Annotated in this window: 13 protein-coding genes and 1 tRNA gene; 3 read left to right on the top strand and 11 right to left on the bottom strand. The window is 60.6% G+C overall.

Going from position 1 to position 16,355, the window contains the following annotated elements:
* Positions 1–61: 61 nt before the first annotated feature.
* Entirely contained in the window at positions 62–2,083 is a 2,022-nt protein-coding gene (locus IRI77_RS23820) for a response regulator (protein WP_194447503.1), read from the top strand.
* Positions 2,084–2,093: 10 nt separating this feature from the next.
* Here the strand turns inward: IRI77_RS23820 and alr are convergent, their stop codons facing one another.
* The 6 genes from alr to IRI77_RS23790 all read right to left on the bottom strand — a co-directional run bounded on the left by alr (position 2,094) and on the right by IRI77_RS23790 (position 8,073).
* Complete coding sequence (gene alr, locus IRI77_RS23815) at positions 2,094–3,212, bottom strand: alanine racemase (RefSeq protein ID WP_194447502.1); 1,119 nt, start codon at positions 3,210–3,212, stop codon at positions 2,094–2,096.
* Positions 3,213–3,214: 2 nt separating this feature from the next.
* Positions 3,215–4,327: a DUF1972 domain-containing protein gene (locus tag IRI77_RS23810; RefSeq protein WP_228486286.1), complete on the bottom strand. Its 1,113-nt coding sequence runs from the start codon at positions 4,325–4,327 to the stop codon at positions 3,215–3,217.
* 10 nt (positions 4,328–4,337) lie between these two features.
* Positions 4,338–5,399: a glycosyltransferase family 2 protein gene (locus IRI77_RS23805; protein WP_194447501.1), complete on the bottom strand. Its 1,062-nt coding sequence runs from the start codon at positions 5,397–5,399 to the stop codon at positions 4,338–4,340.
* A gap of 80 nt (positions 5,400–5,479) precedes the next feature.
* Complete coding sequence (locus IRI77_RS23800; protein WP_194447500.1) at positions 5,480–6,421, bottom strand: glycosyltransferase; 942 nt, start codon at positions 6,419–6,421, stop codon at positions 5,480–5,482.
* A complete protein-coding gene (locus IRI77_RS23795) occupies positions 6,418–7,386 on the bottom strand; it encodes a glycosyltransferase family 2 protein (protein ID WP_194447499.1) in 969 nt (322 codons plus the stop codon). Before IRI77_RS23795 ends, IRI77_RS23800 begins: the two co-directional genes overlap by 4 nt.
* Positions 7,387–7,395: 9 nt before the next feature.
* The gene (locus tag IRI77_RS23790; RefSeq protein ID WP_194447498.1) at positions 7,396–8,073 is read right to left on the bottom strand and encodes a glycosyltransferase family 2 protein; all 678 of its coding nucleotides are present in this window, start codon (positions 8,071–8,073) and stop codon (positions 7,396–7,398) included.
* 233 nt (positions 8,074–8,306) lie between these two features.
* Here IRI77_RS23790 and IRI77_RS23785 point away from each other — a divergent pair, with 233 nt between their 5' ends.
* Positions 8,307–8,771, top strand: a complete 465-nt coding sequence (locus IRI77_RS23785; RefSeq protein WP_194447497.1) for a hypothetical protein — start codon at positions 8,307–8,309, stop codon at positions 8,769–8,771.
* A gap of 7 nt (positions 8,772–8,778) precedes the next feature.
* On the opposite strand, the gene IRI77_RS23780 is transcribed toward IRI77_RS23785, so the two are convergent.
* From IRI77_RS23780 to IRI77_RS23770, 3 genes are read right to left on the bottom strand one after another with little or no spacing between them, the layout of a single operon-like run.
* The gene (locus IRI77_RS23780; protein WP_194447496.1) at positions 8,779–11,112 is read right to left on the bottom strand and encodes a glycosyltransferase; all 2,334 of its coding nucleotides are present in this window, start codon (positions 11,110–11,112) and stop codon (positions 8,779–8,781) included.
* Positions 11,113–12,369, bottom strand: coding sequence for a class I SAM-dependent methyltransferase (locus IRI77_RS23775; RefSeq protein ID WP_194447495.1), 1,257 nt, complete (start codon positions 12,367–12,369; stop codon positions 11,113–11,115).
* Positions 12,362–13,672 carry an ABC transporter ATP-binding protein gene (locus IRI77_RS23770; protein ID WP_194447494.1) on the bottom strand — a complete coding sequence of 437 codons (1,311 nt, stop codon included), beginning with the start codon at positions 13,670–13,672 and terminating at the stop codon, positions 12,362–12,364. The genes IRI77_RS23775 and IRI77_RS23770 overlap by 8 nt, the downstream gene beginning before the upstream one ends.
* A 551-nt stretch (positions 13,673–14,223) precedes the next feature.
* On the opposite strand from IRI77_RS23770, the gene IRI77_RS23765 reads away from it, so the two are divergent.
* Positions 14,224–14,299: transfer RNA gene (locus tag IRI77_RS23765), tRNA-Met, on the top strand.
* A gap of 128 nt (positions 14,300–14,427) precedes the next feature.
* On the opposite strand, the gene IRI77_RS23760 is transcribed toward IRI77_RS23765, so the two are convergent.
* Together IRI77_RS23760 and IRI77_RS23755 are read right to left on the bottom strand one after the other, a co-directional pair.
* Complete coding sequence (locus IRI77_RS23760; protein ID WP_194447493.1) at positions 14,428–15,354, bottom strand: ParB/RepB/Spo0J family partition protein; 927 nt, start codon at positions 15,352–15,354, stop codon at positions 14,428–14,430.
* A complete protein-coding gene (locus IRI77_RS23755) occupies positions 15,326–16,108 on the bottom strand; it encodes a ParA family protein (RefSeq protein WP_194447492.1) in 783 nt (260 codons plus the stop codon). The genes IRI77_RS23760 and IRI77_RS23755 overlap by 29 nt, the downstream gene beginning before the upstream one ends.
* Positions 16,109–16,355 lie beyond the last annotated feature (247 nt).

Below are 16,355 nucleotides of genomic sequence, written 5' to 3'. Positions count from 1 at the left end.
CGGCACATTCTGCCGATAAAATCGCTAGGTGAGTTCATCGCGGCGATACTGGCGGGTATCCGTGGCGATCGTGTGCTTGTTGGGCACGGTCGGGGTGTGGCATTACCGCGACCAAACGCACGGCAGAATCTTCCGCGTTGGGTATGGGAACTGGCCGCCCGGCTCGCAGATGGGCCCGGACGGCAAAGCCCGCGGCTCCATCGTGGAAACCATCTCGATGGCCGCGCAGCGCCGCGGCATCCAGCTCGAATGGGTTTTTGCTCCGGAAGGCCCCCGCGATCCCACGAACCGGCACAACCTTGACATCTGGCCCATGGTTGGCGACTTTGCTGAGAATCGCCGGCTGTACTACATCAGCGCCCCGTACATTAAGATCACGTTCTGGGCGATCACGCGCGAGGGCTCTACCTTTGACGGTAACTTCGCAGGAAAGAACGTAGCCGCGCGGTCCGGAGTCATCCTGGACGGTGTCATCGAGCGGCTCGCCCCCGGGGGAACCATCGTCAGGCTGCCCGACCAACGGGCCGTGATGCAAGCGATGTGCCGCGGAGAGGTTGAAGTGGCCCTGGTCGGCGACGGGCTGGGCGATTCGGTGCTGGAGTTGAAGCGGGACGCGTGCAGCTCAACCCGGGTCCGCCTGCATCACCTCGAGCAGGCGGCCAACTACTACGGAGTAGCTACGCGAAAGGGCAACCGGGCGGCCGAGCAGGTAGCCGATGTGCTGCATGACGAGATAGGAAGCATGGTAGCCGATGGCACCTTCGCCTCCATCGTATTGAATTGGAACACCTTAGCCAGCGGTCAAAGCGTGGCTCTCTTCGCCCTGCAGGATTTGAAACGCCAGACCTTGCTGCTGAAGTTGTGCCTGGGCATCCTGATTTGCACCATCCTTGTTCTTGTTTGCGAAGAGCGCCGGCTGTTCGCCTCCAAGCATGCCGCGGAAGAGGCCAGCCGGGCCAAGTCAGCTTTCCTGGCGAACATGAGCCATGAGATCCGCACCCCGATGAACGGAGTGCTCGGGATGGCCGAGCTCATGTTGCGCACCCCGCTCACCGCTGAACAGCGCGAGTATGCCGAAACGATTGATGTCTCCGGCCGCCGCCTGCTGGAGCTGATCAACGACATTCTCGATCTGGCCAAGGTGGAAGCCGGCAAACTGCGACTCCAATCGGCCCCTTTCCGGGCAGCGGACGTCTGCCACGAGGTTGCCCGGCTCCTGCGTCCCAGGGCTTTGAACAAGGGCATCACCCTGGATGTCGAGATCCCCACCCGGGTGCCGCTGCTGGTGGGGGATGATCTGCGCATCCGGCAGATTGTCGCGAATCTGGTAGGCAACGCCGTGAAGTTCACTGAACATGGTGGCGTCACCATTCGGGTGGACGTCGTCCCGCGCGCCAAGGACCTGGTAGACCTCAGGATCCTCGTTTCCGACACCGGAGCCGGCATCCCCGAATCGAAGATTCCCCTGCTTTTTCAGAGCTTTATCCAGCTGGATTCCACTGCCTCGCGCCGCCATGACGGCACGGGCCTCGGCCTTGTGATTTCGCGGAAACTCGCGGCGATGATGGGCGGCAGCATCGAGGTCGAATCCAAACCGGGCGAGGGCTCGAGATTCACGCTCTTCCTGCCTTTGCGGCCCGCCGACAATACGATCGAAGAGGTCGACACCGCAAAGTCCTCTGAGTTGACGGGCTCATCCATGGCTCGCGTTCTCGTCGTTGAGGACAATACGGTGAATCAGCGGCTGGTGCGCCGCATGCTCGAGCGTCTGGGCTGTGAGGTGGATGTGGCCGGTGACGGGCACGAGGCGCTGCGGAAGGCACAGTCGTTCACCTTCGACCTGATTCTGATGGACTGGCGGCTGCCTGGCATGGATGGTCTTGAAACGACAAGACTTCTGCGCCAGTCTCAAGTGGCGGACCATCAGGTACCGATTGTCGCACTGACCGCCAACGCCATGCACGGGGATCGCGAACAGTGCCTCCAAGCGGGCATGTCCGACTATCTCGCCAAGCCGATACAGATGGCTGGCCTCGCGGCGGTGCTGGAGCGTTGGGTGCCGGACCGGGCCCGTAAAGCCTGAACCGCGTCCGTCAGGTATAGACGCGCTTCACTCGATTGCCAATCCCGCACAGAACCGTATAGCTGATGGTCCCGCCGGCGGCCGCGATGTCGTCCGCATCCCATTTCACATCCCCCGCCCGCCCCAACAGGATCACGGTGTCGCCGATCCGGGCCGGTGGAACCTCAGTGAGGTCCACGGTGATCAAATCCATGGAGACGGCTCCGACGATGGGAGCCAGGTAGCCGTCCACAATTACGTGGCCACGATTTGAGACAGCGTGAGGAATCCCGTCCGCGTAGCCGGCCGCCACGATGCCGAGCCTCGTTCTACGCCGAGCTTGCCAGGTGGCCCCGTAGCCGACACTGGCTCCTTCGGGTATCTCCTTGATCTCTACCAGACGGCTCTTCCAAGTGAGCGCCGGCCGCACCTTCAGCTCAGTTGGGGGAGCATCTCCTTTGCTGGGAGTGACATAGCCGTAGATGGCCAAGCCTGGGCGAACCATGGTGCCAAACGCGCTTCGGATTCCATACGCCACCGCGGCGCTGCTGCCCAGATGCCGCAACGCCGGTTGGATGCCGGCCTGCCCCAGGGAGTGCGCTGCTGTTTCGAACAGGACGATCTGATCCGTGGTCTGAGCCGTCGTAAAATCGGCGGCTGAGGCGAAGTGGGTCATCAGGCCTTCCAAGTGCAGATGATGCGCGGAAGCGGCGGCGGCCCTCAACTCTTCGCACGTCGACCGGACGCCAAGCCGCCCCATGCCGGTATCGATCTTCAAGTGGCAGGGCAGGATCCGGTCCACCGATTGGGCCAGGCGGTCGTATTCCTTCAGCCTTTCCAGCGAGTGGATTACCGGGGTCAGCGAGTACTCAACCAGTGCGTCGCGTTCGGGAGGGAGGAAATCGCCCATCACCAGAATGCGCATCCGGATGCCGGACTCCCTCAGCACGACCCCCTCTTCGGCGTTGCTTACCGCCAGCCAGTGCGCCCCCTCTTCCTGCAACCGGTGGGCGACTTCGACGGAGCCGTGCCGGTACGCATCGGCTTTCAGGACCGGAGCGACGGCGACACCCGGACCTACCACCTTCCGAACGGCGTGGTAGTTGGCCGCCAATTGATCGAGGGAGATTTCAACCCAGATGCGGTACATGGTTATTGCGCCAGCAGGCGCCGGAACAGTTCCTCATAAGCATCGGTCACCGCATCCCAACTGTATCGCTCCTGCACCCGTTTGAGGGAGGCGGCCCGCAGGCGTTCGCGCTCCTCCTCGGGCATCCGCAATACTTCACTTATTCTCCCGGAAAGCTCGGCTTCGTTGTGGAAGGGCAGGCCGGCTCCTCCGGCCACTTCGTGGTTTTCGGGGGTCATCAGGTAGAGAACCAGGGCTCCGCGGCCCATGGCTTCGATCAGCGCCGGATGGGTTCCGCCTACTTCCGTGGCATGAATGTAGGCGAAACTGTGCGACTGGAGTTCGTGGTAACCCTCGCCGAAGACCGTGCCCGGCAGGACGACTCGCGGGTCGCAGGTGTCGCGCACCTGGCGGATATAGTCGGCCGCGTAGGGTGCGTCACCGATCAAAGCGAGTTTCAAGTCCGTTTTTACTTGTTCGAAGGCCCGGCGCACCATCAGCGGGTTGTTCTCTGGTTCAAAGCGTGTGACGTAGAGGAAGTAGCGGCGGCGTTCGAGGTCGAGCTGCTGCAGGACGGCGTCTGTTTCCACCCTACCGGTGGGTGCTCCATAGGAGATGAAGGTGGAGTCGGCCCCGTAGTGGGAACGATAGTATTCGCGAATCTGTACGGCGTCGGTGACGATTTCCGTGGGGCAGAAAGTCGAAAGGGCTTCGGACATCAGGTACCAGGCGCGTGCAAGGGCGTTCCACTTCTTCCGTTTGCGCTCCAGGCCGTCGACGTTGAGGGCGACGGGCATGCCGGCCAATCTGGCGAGCGGCGTGAAGATGGCGTTCGCGCCATTGCAATAGAGGGCCACCTGCTGGGGGTGGCGCACCAGATGGATGGTGGAAACGAACGTGTGGACCAGTGTTTCCAAATACTTATGCCGGATTGGGGGGATGTGGCACAAGTGCACGCCGCGGTAGAGCGGCTGTTCATGTTCATCCCGGCAATAGACGGTCACTTCGTGACCGCGTTGAACCAGACGGGTGGATAGCTCTTCAGCGAACGTCTCAAACCCGCCGTAGCGGGCGGGAATGCCGCGTGTTCCCAGCAGTGCTATGCGAAGCGAACCGGAATGGGGAATGCTATCCACCGGCCCGCAATCAACTCTCCGCTACCTGGGTGTCTGAACGCGCCGGCGCCAGTGCGGCCGAACCCTTCTTCGGAGCGGGCCGGCTCACTGGATTGTAATGGAACCAGCCGGCCATGTACTCGTCGGTCACGCGCCGCCGCGCCATGATTTCACTGCGCTTGGACCAGACCCGGCGCCAGGATTGCAGCACCTTGCCGAATGCCCGCAGGGAATAGTGTTCGTAGACGAGGCAACAGCTGACGACGACCAGATCGCGCGCGGTGATCGACAACCAGTGCTTGCGATACAGGTCGGAGGTCATGTTCTTGATCCGCATGAGGAAGCGGTTCTTCACCGAATGCATATTGATCTGCTTCGGCAAGGCCCGCCGGTTACCCGGCAGAACCGCGCGAACATGGTAGCCACGTGCGTAGGGGGTGTAGAGACACCGCCAACCCAGGAGTTGGGCGCGCCAGGCGACGTCGGCGTCTTCGCGGTAGACAAAGAAATCCGTGTCGAAGAACTCGCCGTCGATCGAGATGTCGTCGATCATGCTGCGCCGGTAGAGGGCAGCGGCCGCCGTTGCGCCGAAAACGTACTCGCGCTTGAGGTAATGGCCGTTGTCGATTTCGAGGCTGCCGCGGTCGAGATGCCGCAGGTTGGGGGTGAAGTAGATTCCGGTGGAATCGACACGAGGTTTGGCGTCGATGTCGAAATCTGGACTCATGGTCAACAGTTTTCCGCAGACTGTGCCGATACGATTATCGAGGCGTCCTGCTTCGAGCAGGGCCTGGATGAAGTAGGGCATCAAGAGAACATCAGGGTTCAGAGTGAGAACCCAGTCGCCGCGGGAAAGTTGAATTGCCTGATTCTGTGCTGCCGCAAATCCAGAATTACTGGAATTGTACAGAATGAGGCAGCGGTCCTCGTAGCGTTCGAGAATGTCGCGTGTGCCGTCCGTCGAGTTATTGTCGACAACGACAATCTCGATCTGTGGTCCTTTTTGGGCCAGTACGGATTCCAGACACCGCTTAATATATCGGCCGCTGTTGTAGGTCACTAACGTGACCGAGACTAAGTCGTTACTTGCCATGCAGTTTTGGCATCCTGCCTCTGGGTTCCCTTCCAAGAACCGTTAGGCCCACAGTCCCCTGATCCGGCGAATAAGGCGTTCTAGGGCAGGCGCGCCTCCGAGCGTCCCACCAAAAGATAGGCACTTACAAGCCTAAACAGTTTTACATACTCCGTCAAATGCCGGAAAGACCGCTGCAGAAACATCCCCGTTACCGCTCGCGGAATCCAACCCAACAATACAGAAAAAGCCACGGCCCACAACCCAAACGTGGAGCAGTGGATTGCTGCATACCTCAGCAGGCTACCACACCAGTATAGCTGCCGGTTGCCCCACTCCACCGCGTTGACGGAATGCCCGCCCTCATGGCGGGCTGAAAACGCAGCCACATAGCGTGCCTTCCAACCGGCCGCCGCCAAGCGCCGCAGCAGGTCCACGTCCTCAAACCAGACGGGAAAGAAACCTTCATCCATGCCCCGGACAGCGGCCCAGGCTGCGCGCCGCAACAGGAGACAAGCGCCGGCGGGCTGCTCCACGTCTGCGGAAACCTGCGGATCCAGATCCAGGCAGCGATAGCGGCGGTTGATCGGATTCCCCGGCCAAACCTTATTGATACCGAGGTTCTCGAAGACGAGAGTGCTGGCAGTGGGAAACCGGCGGACTTGAAATCCCGACTGGGCCTGACCATTTGAATCGACCAGGCGCCCGCTGGCAGCGGCCACTCTCCCATCCGCCAGCGCGGCCGCTAATTTGGATGGAGTATCCAGTAAGATGACATCCGGGTTCAGGATCAGAACAGCGTCGGCGTCCGAGAGCAATTCGCATCCCTGGTTCACGGCCCCGGCGAAGCCGCGGTTTGTGGTGTTTTCCACGGTGAGGACACCGGCCCGGGACCGGGATTTGGCGACGGTTCCATCCGTGGAGGCGTTGTCGATGACAACGATGCCGGCCTCGAATTCAGTTTGGAATTGCAGGCAGGAATCTATACATTTGTCGATATGATCGGCTGAGTTGTAGGCGACAAGAATCGCGCCTAACTTCACCGGCCCCTCCATCGGAAATACTGTTCCCAGAAAGTGTCTCCCTGGTCCGCTTGGAGCTTTCGGATCTCATCCTCTGAATCCTGCAGGATGGCGGTGAGCCGGGCCGCGTCGAACTGCGACGGGCGAATGCCGCGGAGGGAGGTGAGCCCCTTCCATTTGCCTTTCAGCCAGGCGACGCCGGCTCCGCGCTTAAGAGCCAGCAGGCCCCAAAGCAACTGGCCGGCCAAAACGGGTCTGGTCAGGCGCCCGGGAAAGTGCTTGGAGATCAGGTAAATCTGGTTGCGTGCCAGAAGTTCGACCATGCGCGGGCTCCAGGCGCCGAGGGTGGCGCTGCCCTCGTGATAGGCGATTGCCTCTGGTATGTAGCGGCCCTGCAATCCGGCGGCGGCGCAGGTGAGGCAGAAATCGATGTCTTCCAGGTAGGACTCGAAGCGGACATCCAGACCGCCCATGCGCAGGAAGATGTCGCGCTGCACCAGGGCGGCGGTGAGGGGAACGAAGTGAACCTCTCTCGCCTGATGGAATCGCGCGGCGGGAGCACCATGCCCGGCCCGCCAGGCGCAACCGGACCAGGACAGCAGGTCGTAAGTGCCGTCGATGACGGAATGGTCCTTGGCATTCAGGATCTTACCGGAAGCGTATGCAGTATCCGGCCCGCAACCGGCCAGCAGGTTCTCGAGCCACGTGGGCTCCAGGACAACATCGTTGTTCACGATGGCGACCCAATGGGTGGAGCACTCCCCTACGCCCGCGTTCACGGCGCGGCTGAAGCCGGTGTTCTTTTCGAAGCGGAGAACCAGCGCGCCGGCGTCGCAGGCTTCCTGATAGGAGTCGTCCGTGGAGCCGTTGTCCACAACGAGAATCTCTTTCGGTTCAATAGTTTGAGACTGTGCCGACTGGATGGCCCGGGTTAGGCGGCCGGCTCCATTCCAGTTCGGAATCACAATCGTTACATCCGAAGGCATGTTCCTATGTCATCGTCTCGCAAAACGTTTCTTGAGAAGGAAGAACAGATTCTGGAAGCCATCGCGCCAGGGGTTGAGCTTGATCTCGCCCAGGCGCGAGGTGTACATGATGGCGATCTCCTCGAATCGGGCGGTCGGGTGGAGCAGAGCCTCGATCTTGATCTCTTCCGAGAAGGCCATGCCGTCCGATTCCAGGATCATGTCCTTTAGAATCTTGCGGCTGAAGACCCACATGCCGCTTTGGGAGTCGTGAATCCAGCGGAAGAACAGCAGGGACATCACGACCGACAGGACGAGGTTACCGAACTTGTGCTTGAAGCTCATTGCCCGGCGGTCCCGTACAGGGAAGCGCGAGGCATTCAGGAAGTCGGCTTCCAGGTGCAGATAGGCTTCCAGAAGATAGCTGATCGCATCGGGCGGATAGCTATGGTCTCCATCGAGCGTGACGATGACGTCGCCGGTGGCGAGAGAGAACCCCTTCTTGTAGCTGCGGCCGTAGCCACGGACGCCTTCGCGAATCACCTGGGCTCCGAAGCTTCGGGCCACGTCCGCAGTGCGGTCAGTGGAGCCGTTGTCGACGACGATCACTTCGTCGACGAACTCCGGCATGCGGCTCAAAACCTTCTCGATACCCTGCTCTTCATTCAGGCATGGGATGACAACTGTGATGCTCAGATTCTTATACACGCGGCGGTTCGTCTTTCGAGCGGCCCAAAACGTCTATTGTATGTGTGCCGGGATATGATTGAGGTGTTGACATGCTGACTTCCGCTCTTCTTTTTTTGATGATGCAGGCGCCCGCCGCGCCTCAAGCGCCGGCAGCACCGCCTGCTCCCCCGTCAGCTCCGTCGGCTGCCACGGCACCGGCCCCACAGCATGCCAGCGAACTGCTGCAAGTCAGGCATGTGTATCTCCTGCCGATGAGCTACTCGTTCGATCAGTACCTGGCTAACCATTTGACGCGCAGTGGGTTATACCAGGTGGTAACCGATCCGGCCAAGGCGGACGCGATCTTCACAGACCGGCTGGGCAAGGCCTTTGAATCCAAGCTGGACGAGCTGTATCCGGTGGCGAAGCCGGAGGTGCTGGTTGAACATCCAGCGAAGCCTGAGGATGAGGACCCGAATGCGCCTTCCTCGGATTCATCCATCAAGATCCCGATTGCTCCGCAAGACCGCCTGGGCGGCGGGAGCAAGGGCCGCGGCACCTATTTTCTCGTCAATCGCTCAACCCGCAACGTGATCTGGTCGACCTACGAGCGCAGCCGGACGAATCAGGCCGACGCCCTCAACGATACGGCGAAGGATGTGGTGGAACGGCTGGGCGAGGCCCTGAAGAGTGAGGGCCGGGCTGTTGCAGGCAAAAAGGGTTGGCGTCCCTGGTAGTAGAGGGCTAGTTCCGGTTCTTCGCGGCTAGCGTTGCCCGGTAAGTCGCTTCCAGCGATTCGGTCATCCGGCCGATATCGCGATTTCCAACCACAAACTCCCTGGCCCGGCGAGCCATCTCGGCCGCTCCTTCCGGATCGTCAAATAGTTGAACGATCCTGGCGGCGAACTCCTGAGGATCGTCAGCCAATGCGCAGTAGAGTCCGTCTTCCCCGCCTAAGCCTTCCGCCCCGATCCGTGTTGAGACGGTGGGGATGCCGGAAGCGAATGCTTCCAATAACTTAACCCGCACCCCAGACCCGCTGAGGATGGGGCAGATGAAGACGGCGTACTCCGTCAAGGGCTGGCGGATGTTCTCCACGAATCCGACCAGCTCGACCGAGCCATTGAAGTTCGGGATGGTATGGCCGGCCGGCGGATCGGAGCCGATCACCTTCAATTTGGCCTCGGGCTCCCGTTCCAGCACATGCGGCATCACCTCGTTCAGGAACCAGCGCAGGGCCGCCTGGTTCGGCAGGTGGCGGAAACTGCCCAGGAACAACATCGTCTTGGGGCTGCGCCCGCCGGGACGGAACTCATAGTCGCTGGTGTCGATGCCGGCACGGAGATGGTGGTGGATGCGCGGTTTCAGTTCAGGCAGGAACGACAGCAGGTAGTTCGTATTCTCTTCCGTGCAGGTCTGGATCTCGTCCATGCGGGGCAGCATCCCGAGTTCATAGCGGATGGCCCGCAGGTATTCCGTGAAGGCCTTCATCTGGCCCATGGGTCCGAAGCTCTTCATCGTTCTGCCTATGGACTGGAAATAGACGTCGTGCTCGAACAGGGTCCAGGCGATGTGCTGGTACGGTCCGGCATACTGCCCCATGTTCGTGTATTCCACCTGGACGACATCGATCTCCTTTAGGAAGATCTGGCGGTGAACCAGCCACTCGAAGTCTCGATCGTAGAATTCGCGGACCGCATAGGGCGTGATGGCGCCGACGCCTTTGGGATGGCCCTCCTGCCGGATGCAGAACTCGATGGACTGCGTGGTTGGCGTGATGGCGGCATGCGCCTGGCGTTCCTTGGGATCGTCGAGCATCACGATCAGGTGCAGATTCGTCCGCTTGCCCAATTGCCTGACGGTTTCGTACATGAAAACGCCACCGCCGTGGATGGGCGGGCAGATGGCGTAGGGGGATAGGAAAAGGACGTTCAGGCGTTCGGGGTTCTTTTCCACGGTTTCGAAACGGTCGCGGAAGTAGCCGCCCATGGGACGCCGGAAGGCTTCGGAATCGTCGACCGTGGCCAGGGTGCGTGCATTCCAACGGGCGGCCATGGCGCCGGGTAGTTGGAGGAAAGCTCGGGTGAGGCCGCCGATGCTGGCCCGTTCGCGGGAATCCCCTGCAAAGAGACTCAACACGGCGCCGGTCCAGGCATGGAAGAAATGGCCGGCCAACCGGACGGGTTCGTGAATGTTCTTCCAGGCGAACAGCAGGAAGTTCTTGTTGACGACGTTATCGATGTATTGGCGGGAGAACTTCTTGCCGATGGTGCCCTGGTGTTCGTGCCAAACCCTGCTGAGTGGCTGGTAAAGCACCTTCCAGCCACGCTTCCAGGCCATGTAGCCGAGGTCGGTATCTTCCAGGTAGAACGGCTTCATCACATGGTCGAAGCCGCCCAATTCCAAGAACTTGCGGCGATCGAAGGCGCACGAGCCGCCGCCGCCATAGAAGCATGGGAACGGCCGGTCCACCTGATTGTCTTCACAGTGCCGGACGCGGAGGGCTCCTTCGCTCCACCAGGCCTGGGTGAGCCCGGTCTCTTCGCGCCGCTTGCCGGGGTCGCTGAAGAAGATCTGGCAGGAGACCGCGAAGACTTTTTCGTCGGTGAAGCCGTCGAGCAGGGGCTGGAGGAAACCGGGATCCACGCGCATGTCGCTATTCAACAGGACAACGATGTCATTGTTGGCGGACTGGAAGCCGGTGTTGGAGCCGCCGCCGAAGCCGAGATTTTGCGGCAAGGCGATGCAGCGGACCGTGGGGAAATGCTCTCGAAGATATTCGGCGCTGCCATCCATCGAGCCGTTGTCGACCACGATGACCTCGTTGCGGGGATTGCCGCTCATGGCCGTCACCACGCTGGGCAGGTACTTTTCCAGTAGATGCTTGCCGTTCCAGTTAGGAATGACCACGCTGGCGGAGGTGACGTTCGGGCGGCTGTTTTGGGGGGTGCGGCGGGTGCCGAGGAGTTTCCAGAAGAGATCAGTGAGCCACAGCGCGGGCAGCGCCACCAGGACAAACAGCGGCGAGAGCAAGGCGAGCGGCAGTTGCCAGGCAATTCGACTGAACAGGGCTGACATTTAGGAGTTATGAAGATCCGGGCCGACACCAATGCGGCGTCCAAGACGAACCCAACGGGAGGACTGTGCCGCGGCGAGCATCTGTTCCAACTGCTCCACGCGGGCCTGAAGGCTTTGCGCCCAAAGCGTACGTTCTTTCACGGTTTCCTCGGCGGCATCGAGCAGTTCGACGCACTTGGCCAGATCGGCTACCTTCTTCTGTAAATGCTCTTCCACGTGGCGCAACGCTTCCTCGGCCGCTGCCGCGTTGGTCCTGAGTTCCATGTGCAGTTCGTCGATCTTTGCCTCGTAGGCGGCGACGACTTCCCGGGCAGAGCTCTGCTCCGCGGCCAACTCGTCCTGGACTTGAGCGACGCGAGCCTGGGCTGCGGTCAATTCCTGTTCCAGACCAAGAGCCCAGCTTGCGGTCTTGTCCGTCTCGGCTCGCAACTCCTCGTGCAGCGTATTGAGGCGCGCATGGTCCTGCTTCAAATCCTCGAGCCAGGAATCCTTCTTGGCGAGTTCAGATTCAAGCAAGGCGATGTGCTGTTCCCGTTCGCGCAGCACGTTGGAGGAGGTGGGCAGGTAGAGATAGACGGGTGATCCGGTTTGGGGCGCCAGCGCGCAGACCGCCAGAAAGAAGTGGCTGGTCTCGGGCTGGGCCGGAGCACTGCCGGCCTCCAACTCGGCCACGAGTCCGGAGCCTCCAGGCGTCGGGTGAAAGGAAATGGCCTGCACATGATTCTGCAGGAACATGGTCACCGAAGGGAAAAACCGGCCGAGCTCCGACTGAAACTCAGAGAACTCGAATTCGTGGACATGAAAGGGATTCGGGCCGGCCAAGCGGCGTGTTTCGGCGTAATAGGCTTTGTTTGGAGTGGAAACGATGAATTGCCCGCCAGGCGCCAACAGACGTTTGGCCTGCCCCAACAGTTCTTCCCAATCGGAGAGGTGTTCGATGACCTCAAACGCGACGATGAGATCGAAGGAATGATCGTCGAGCGGGATCTGCTGGGCAGGCGCGGTGAGGAACTGGAGGTTGGCGGACTGGTAGCGTTCGCGGGCCGAGTTGACGGCCTCCTCCGACACGTCCAAGCCGACAACGCGAGCGGCGTGCTTTGAGAGTTCAAAGGAGCCGTAGCCCATGCCGCAAGCGATATCGAGCACGCGCTTATTGCGGGCCAACCGGGCTGCGAAGGCGTAGCGCGACATGTGCTCATTCAGCAGGTCCTGATCGACCTGGCCCGGGACCAACCGCTCTCCGGTGAACTCAACCAAGCTGCGCCTCCGCCACTTTCCGATTGTCGTCGAGCCGGGCATTCACTTCGACTTTGCAGGGCAGGTGCATGTAGCCATAGACCTGACCGTTTCCGGGAGCCATCTGCAGCGACACGGCGTTGTCGATCCAGTCGCACATCTGGTAATTCATCAGAGTTCCGTCCGCAATGGCCGGTGAGAAGGAGAAGGAAGCAGGGTAAAGGTCCGGCACTTCCAGGTGAAAATCCAACGTATAGACATCGCCCTCTTCCATGGGCGGAAGTTCGATGTCTTCCCGTGTTGTATTGGTGCCGGCGAAGTCGACGCCCAGATGGTTGCGGAGCATGAATCCGACATTGGGCATCTGCAACGACGCGTTGGCGCGCACGCTGATGCGGACGACGATATCGCTGTGCGGTTCCAGCAGGGGCAGTTTGCGGCCATAGGGGTCGAGAACCGCGATGCCGATGATTTCGGCCCGCCGGTCGCCGTAGCGGTGGTCGATGTTGGGAATCTCGGTGACGACTTCGGGCGCGTGCACGGGTCCGTTGCGATCGACGGGATCGCGGTGCTTCAACTCCAGATAGCCCGTGTCTTTCTCTACCATGGCGGCCAGATACTTGGAGACCACCATATCGGTGTTGCCCAATTCGCGGACACGGCCCTTGTCCAGCCACATCGTGCGGTCGCCCAGGGCTTTCACATCACCAGCGGCGTGGGAGACGAAGAGGATGGTGACGCCGCGGGCCCGCATTTCGTGAACTTTCCGCAGGCAGCGCTGGCGGAAGTAGATGTCCCCGACGGCGAGGGCCTCATCGACAATGAGGATCTCGGGGTCGACGTGAATGGCCACGGCGAAGGCGAGCCGGACCACCATGCCGCTGGAGTACGTTTTGACCGGTTGGTTGATGAAGTCGCCGATTTCAGCGAACTCTTCGATCTGTCGGTAGACGCGGTCGATTTGCGCGGAGGAAAAGCCGAGGATGGCCGCGTTGAGGTAGACATTGTCGCGGCCGGAGAATTCAGGATTGAAGCCGGAGCCCAATTCGAGGAGGGCGGAGACGCGTCCGTTCACGGAAGCACTGCCGGAGGTGGGGGCGAGGATGCCTGCGACAATCTGGAGGAGAGTGCTTTTGCCGGAGCCGTTTTCACCAACAATACAAAAGGTTTGGCCGCGCGGGACCTCGAAGGACACATCACGCAGCGCCCAGAAGTCCTGATGGAACTTGCGGCGATTGAAGGTGAGAAGTTCTTTGAGTCGGTCGCTCGGAGAGCTATAGATGGGGTAACTCTTGGAGACGGCCTGGAATTGGATCAGGCTCACGGCGGTGTCACGGTCCGAAAGAAATCGATCGCGAGGCCGGCCCAGTTACAGCCGGATCCTAACTCGACTCTACTGAACCGCATAAGTGGGTGTCAATTCAGGGGATAAATGAGCAACAGGGCGACCGCCGATCCCATACCGCAATCCTCGTCTGTTTAGACTTGGATTTGGTCCGTGATGCGGGGAGCCTCTTATCAGCGGTGCAATGGTCCGCGCGTCTGGGCCTAGGTGAGGCCGGATGGACGCTGGAGGCGCGCACACGGGCGGATCAGGTAATCGGTAGCCGCCCCGTGAGGTGGTCTATCTCTATGGGTCAACCTCCTCTATGAGCCCGGCAAAAGAACCGGGCGGATGCCATGACGACCAGCTTCGTGCCGATCAGCCACTGGCGGAAATTCTGTCCGCTGACCGAATCTCTGGCTACAATATGGACCCGTATGTCATTTGTGTCAATACCCCAAATGCTGTACAAGGTCCAATCCTGTATTTAAGAGTCGTGTATCTGAATTTGACAGAGTGGGGTCAGCTTTCCTACTCTGGTAGCTGGAGCTGCCGGTGTAGCTCAGGGGTTAGAGCGACGGTCTCATAATCCGTAGGTCGGAGGTTCAAATCCTCCCGCCGGCACCACTTCCTTTTTGCCTGTGGACCCACAGGTATCTTCCACTATCCATTCAGTTTAAGTGTGTCTGTGGCGCGGGTGCGTCTATTGGGAGATTGATCGAGGCATGGGGCCGCTCACGCGGCCCGCCTGAATGTCAGTCACCGACGATGCTCTCGTAGATACGGGTGAGGTCGTCCATCGAGTAGTACTCGATTTCGAGGCGGCCGCGATTCTCGTCGCGCTGGACGAGCCGGACCCGGGTGCCGAGGGTGCGCTCCAATTCCTGGAGAGCTGCCTTGATGTTCGGGTCGATCCGGACCTCTTCCTTCTTTTCCTCTTCCTTGTCGATGTGAGGATGGGCTGCTTTCTGGACGAGCTTCTCCACCTGGCGGACGGAGAGCCCTTCGGATATGGTCTTGTTGGCGATCTCGATTTGGGCGGATGTGGTGATCAGGCCGGCGAGGGCGCGGGCATGTCCCATTGACAGGCGTTGTTCGGCGAGGAGGACCTGTACGGGATCGGGCAAGCGGAGGAGCCGAAGCATGTTGGTGATGGTGCTGCGTTCCTTGCCGGTGCGTTGCGCGATCTGCTCATGGGAAAGGCTGAACTCGCGGGCTAGGCGTTCGAAGGCGTGGGCGACTTCGATGGGGTTGAGATCTTCGCGCTGGATGTTTTCGATCAGCGTGATCTCCATGAGCCGGTCGTCGGCGAAGTCCTGGACGACGACCGGGACTTTCACAAGTCCGGCCAGTTTGGAAGCACGGAGGCGGCGCTCTCCGGCGATCAACTGGAAGCGAGCACCGGACTTACGGACGACTAGCGGCTGGATAATCCCATTCTCCTTGATGGACTGGGACAGCTCGATCAGGCGCTCTTCCTGGAAGACTGTACGCGGCTGCAGCGGATTCGCGTCGATGAGGTCGATTTCGACCTGAAGCGGACCACTCGCCGGTTCAGGCGCAGGGGGAGGAGCGGCCACTGGAGCCGGCGCCGGAGCTGGAGTAGTGGACCGGTTCGACGGGAGCAGGGAAGAGAGGCCCTTGCCGAGGGCTTTACGCGGCTGATCCGGTGCGTTGCTCATGACCGAGTATCTCCTTGGCGAGTTTGATGTAGCTTTCTGCTCCGCGGGAGCTGACGTCGTAGCTGAGGATGGGTTTTCCGAAGCTGGGGGCCTCGGCGAGGCGGATGCTGCGAGGAATGACGGTCTGGAAGACCTCTTCCTTGAAGAAGTCGCGGAGATCCTTGGCCACCTGACGGGTGAGGTTGGTTCTCTCGTCGTACATGGTCAAGAGCACGCCTTCGAGCTTCAGATTGGGCTGAAGGGACTCCCGGAGGCGCTCGACGGTGTCGATGAGCTGGGAAATGCCCTCAAGAGCGAAGAATTCGCACTGGATGGGGACGAGGACGGAATCGGCCGCGACCATGGAGTTGACTGTGAGGAGGTCGAGGGCCGGGGGGCAATCGATGAGGATGTAGTGGAAATCGGCTTTGATGGTGTCGAGGGCGTCGCGAAGGCGGAATTCGCGCCGATCCATGTCGACGAGGTCCAAGTTGCCGGCGACGAGGTTCTTATCGGCGGGTACGAGCTGGAGGCCGTCGAATTCGGTACTGACGATGGTTTCCGCGAGGGAATGGGCACCCATGAGTGCGTCGTAGATGGTGGGCATGCCTGGTTCTTTGGCGATGCCGACCCCAGTAGTGCAATTTCCCTGGGGATCCATGTCGATTAGCAGGATTTTGAGGTCATTCGAGGCGAGGGAGGCCGCGAGGTTGATGGCGGTGGTAGTTTTGCCGACCCCGCCTTTTTGGTTTGCGATTGCGATGACTTTGCCCATGGGGCGTCCTTATCTATACAGAGGAATGGCGTGTCAGCGGCAATCCGGGATTCCATCCTGGGGTGAGGTGCTAACGCGAGGGTCAGCTCCGGAGCGTCGCCGAAACCGCTATCCTACCACGTACGTTCCACGTGGAACACTGAGGGCCGGAATTGGGAGTGTTCCACGTGGAACATAGCGGCCAGAGGGCGATTGAGGCACGGAAGCGGGCTGTTTGGATGTTCCACGTGGAACAATGCCAGGCCTG

The organism is Paludibaculum fermentans, from assembly GCF_015277775.1.
Lineage (GTDB): Bacteria > Acidobacteriota > Terriglobia > Bryobacterales > Bryobacteraceae > Paludibaculum > Paludibaculum fermentans.
The sequence above is the reverse complement of the archived record's forward strand: the minus strand, read 5'-3'. Positions and strand labels throughout refer to the sequence as shown.